This window comes from Mycobacterium sp. (assembly GCF_039583805.1).
Taxonomy (GTDB): domain Bacteria; phylum Actinomycetota; class Actinomycetes; order Mycobacteriales; family Mycobacteriaceae; genus Mycobacterium.
Map to the genome: position 1 here is coordinate 7698 of NZ_JAVKSH010000114.1, position 3714 is coordinate 11411.

A 3714-nucleotide genomic window follows, 5' to 3' on the forward strand; every position below is an offset into this window, starting at 1 on the left:
GCGCCGTATGGAACGGGACCGTGCTCGCGGAGGCGCCGCGAACCGTCCGGCTGGAGGGCAACCACTATTTCCCACCCGAATCGGTGCACGTCGAGCATTTCATCGACAGCCCGACCACATCGGTCTGCCCGTGGAAGGGCCTGGCTCACTACTACAGCGTCACCGCCAACGGCGAGGTGAACCCGGACGCCGCCTGGTACTACCCACGCCCGAGTCCACTGGCGCGGCGGATCAAAAACCACGTCGCGTTCTGGAAAGGCGTGACCGTCGAAGGTGAACCCGAGGGTGCATCGCACGGCTTCGCACACCGCATGGCGGCTCGGCTGGGCAGCAGCACGGCACGACACGACAGCAGAACATGAACATTAAGCCGCCGGTGACTGAGGATCTTGCCCAGAAACGCCCCTCGACGGCGAACGGTGCGCTGCCGATATGGCGCATCGGAATCACCGGCGGACTGGTCGGCATTCTCTGCTGTGCCGGCCCTACCGTCCTTGCACTCTTCGGAATCGTCAGCGCCACAACAGCATTAGCGTGGTCTGATAATCTCTACGGTAATTACGCGTGGTGGTTCCGCCTGGGCGGGCTGGGTGTGCTCGTGCTGCTGGCCTGGATTGCGTTGCGGCGACGCAATCAGTGCAGCCTCGCCGGGATGCGGCGACTGCGATGGCGGCTGGCGACAGTGCTGGCCATCGCGGCCGGCACCTACGGCGCGTTGTACGCGGTGACGACCTGGCTCGAACGGTTCGCGTAATCCGCGGTTCCACACGGCGCCGCGTCCTCGACGCTCTCGCCTGATCGGCACAAAAGGCGTTGCCCAACTGCGCCATTCATCTTGTGTGCTCCCCGAGCGGCGCTGTGGTTACCCTGCACGCATGGACTGCTGATCGATGAAGGTCGCCCCTCTGGGGCACCTCACCGACCAGACGAATGGACGCGGATAGGGGAAACACACCGCAGTCGTGACCGCAAACCTCCGCGGTTCGGCGAGTCGGCTGGCAGAGGGCGGGACATCCATACGCACGCGCTCGGGCGGTACTGCCAGTCGGGGGGTGCTGTGGTGCCCAGTTACGGCAGCTGAAGCCCGACCTGCAGCGTGCCTCGGGGGCCGCATGACCTCGCCGGGCGTCGTCCCGCGTCATGTTGCGCGAGCGCGCAAACCGTCCGGATCGGTGATCTCGATGACGGCGTACCCCACGGTGATCAGACGATCGCGCTCGAACTCTTTGAGAATCTTGTTGATCGACGGACGCTGCGCGCCGAGCATCGCGGCGATGGTGCGTTGCGCGAGTTCAACCCGCTTCTCGACGGCCTCGTCGAGCAGAAGCTGCGCGAGCTGGGCGGGCAGGGGTCTGCCAAGCATGCTGATCAGCCTCGCCTGCCCCGCCGACACCCGTTGCGCCACACTCGACAGCCACCGCCGCGAGATGGCCGGACGAGTGGCGAGCAGCCGCTCAAACGCGTGCCGCTCCAGGAACAGGCAGGTGGCGTCGGTCAACGTCCGAGCGGTGTAAAACAGCGGCATATCCAATAGCAGGGGGATGTCGCCATCCACATCGCCGGGACGAAGGACATCCACGACAGCGCGCCGGCGTCCGGATCCGACGGCGAGCTCGATCTGTCCCTGACGCACGATCCACACCCCGTCAGCGGCCTGATCGCCGAGGAAGACCACTTGCCCGGGCGCGAACTGCTTGGCTTGCAGGGTTTCCGCGAGCGCCGACAGATCGTTGGGATGCAGCGGTGCCGCTGCGCCGCGTCCAACGCAGCGTGCCACCCAAGCCGCGTGTCGCACCTGTGCATCGGGAGGCTGCTGCCCGCCGGTCAGCGACTGCACAATATGCCGGAGCGGGCCCGCAGGGTTGTCGGACATCGTGCCTCCTCGATCGCAGAGCCGATGGTGACATCCTGCCGACAAGTTTGCCATCGCAATGTCATTTCGCTGACACGTTCGGAGGTCGACCCGTCAACGAGCCCACCCGACGGCACCGTGTGCGCGATCAACGAGGGCTTGATCCGATGTGTTGACGCGGCCACGGATCTCGACGCTCACCAGCCTCATCGAAGTGTCACACTGGCGACACTCGCGCTTGGCTCCTGCATCGCCGTTTGTTGGGTGAAATATGACGACAGCATTTGTGCTCTCCGGGGGTGCGAGCCTCGGTTCGATCCAGGTGGGGATGCTCCTCGGTCTGGCCGAGGCCGGGATCGTGCCGGAGCTGGTCGTCGGTACGTCGGTCGGCGCGCTCAACGGCGGCTGGGCGGCTTCGCGGCCCGACGTCGGCGGGATCGGGGAGCTGGCCGACCTGTGGCGGTCGCTGACGCGAAACGACATCTTCCCCACCCGCCCGATCGTCGGGCTCCTGGGGTTTCTCGGGTGGCGCTCGAACCTGGTGCCCGCCGCGGGCCTGCGGCAACTTCTCAGCGACCACCTGGGGTTCGCCCGGCTCGAGGATGCGCCGATCCCCCTGCATGTGGTCGCCACCGACGTGCTCTCGGGCTGCGATGTCCTGTTGTCGACGGGAGACGCGGTCGACGCGATCGCGGCCAGCGCCGCCATTCCCGCCGTCTTCCCGCCGGTGCATATCAACGGCCGGGCCCTGATCGACGGGGGGGTGGTGAACAACACCCCGCTGTCTCATGCCGTCGCGCTCGGCGCCGACCTGATCTGGGTGCTGCCCACCGGCTATTCGTGCGCTTTGCCCGAGCCCCCGAAGGGGGTGACGGCGATGGCGCTGCACGCCTTGGCCCTCGCCGTCAACCAACGCCTAGCCGTCGACGTCGCCCGCTTTGAGGACGCGGTCGACCTGCGCGTGGTCCCACCGCTGTGCCCGCTCGGCATCTCACCAATCGACTTCACCCACACGGCCCAGCTCATCGAGCGGTCGCATACCGCCACCCGTGAGTGGCTGGCGACGCGCCATCCCGTCACCGGTCAAGCGGCTTTGCTTGCGCCACACCGGCATTGAGCGCAGCGCCGCCGGCCGGCCCGCCGCACCCGTACGATCGGGATCGACGATGGTCTTCCCGCTCGATCACCGAGACGGCGGTGTCATCGTGTTGACAATCCTCCCGCGCAGGGTGTGCTGCACCCGTTGCCCAGTGCGCAAAGCGCGCCAACAGCCGGCATCACCGGCGCCGACTTTTGATCCGGGCCGGCGGCAACATTCGACCGGTGCGCTCCCCGCCGACCCGGACGGATCCGCGGCGCAGTGCCCGACCTGTGCCGGCGACGACGGTCGCGCCGCCATACAGCGCCGCGGCGCCGATCCCGATAGCCAGCACGTAGCGCCACGGCTCGATCGGCGCAACGAGGTTTGGCACCAGCACGATCGCCAATGCCGGATACAGGTGTTCACCTGTCCAGCCGAGAATGGCCAGCATCACGCCCACCGCAGCCAACTGGACGGCGCTGGCCACCAGTGCCCGGGCCGGGGCGACGCCCCCGCCCATCACCGGCGACACCCACGACGCCACGCCGCCCACCGCTGCCGCCGTCACCAGCAGCGCCCACCGGCGCAGCGCAGCGGCGGGCGGGCGTGCGCCGTGAGCGCACCATTCGAGTGCACCCACCAACAGCGGCGGAGCCAGAGCGACCGTCGGTACCGGCAACACCACGGAGGCCAGGACGATCCAGCCCACCCCGATGACGGAGAACAGCGCCAACGTCGGCCAGGACCACCGACCCGCCCGCGCTGCGACCGCCGCCGTAAG

4 protein-coding genes and 1 pseudogene are annotated in these 3714 nt (G+C 67.9%); 3 read left to right on the forward strand and 2 right to left on the reverse strand.

Annotated features, from left to right (window positions below; translation table 11 throughout):
* Together ABDW21_RS14325 and ABDW21_RS14330 are read left to right on the forward strand one after the other, a co-directional pair.
* Positions 1–362: DUF427 domain-containing protein (locus ABDW21_RS14325; protein ID WP_343602849.1), on the forward strand; the 362-nt coding region annotated here is incomplete at its 5' end.
* A 14-nt stretch (positions 363–376) separates the two neighbouring features.
* Positions 377–754, forward strand: a complete 378-nt coding sequence (locus tag ABDW21_RS14330) for a hypothetical protein (RefSeq protein ID WP_343602848.1) — start codon at positions 377–379, stop codon at positions 752–754.
* A gap of 384 nt (positions 755–1138) precedes the next feature.
* Here ABDW21_RS14330 and ABDW21_RS14335 read toward each other — a convergent pair whose 3' ends face one another.
* Positions 1139–1873 carry a Crp/Fnr family transcriptional regulator gene (locus tag ABDW21_RS14335; protein WP_343602847.1) on the reverse strand — a complete coding sequence of 245 codons (735 nt, stop codon included), beginning with the start codon at positions 1871–1873 and terminating at the stop codon, positions 1139–1141.
* Between the two features lie 250 nt (positions 1874–2123).
* Here ABDW21_RS14335 and ABDW21_RS14340 point away from each other — a divergent pair, with 250 nt between their 5' ends.
* A complete protein-coding gene (locus ABDW21_RS14340; protein WP_343602845.1) occupies positions 2124–2969 on the forward strand; it encodes a patatin-like phospholipase family protein in 846 nt (281 codons plus the stop codon).
* A gap of 160 nt (positions 2970–3129) precedes the next feature.
* Here the strand turns inward: ABDW21_RS14340 and ABDW21_RS14345 are convergent.
* Positions 3130–3714, reverse strand: a pseudogene (locus ABDW21_RS14345) (hypothetical protein); the annotation flags it as partial.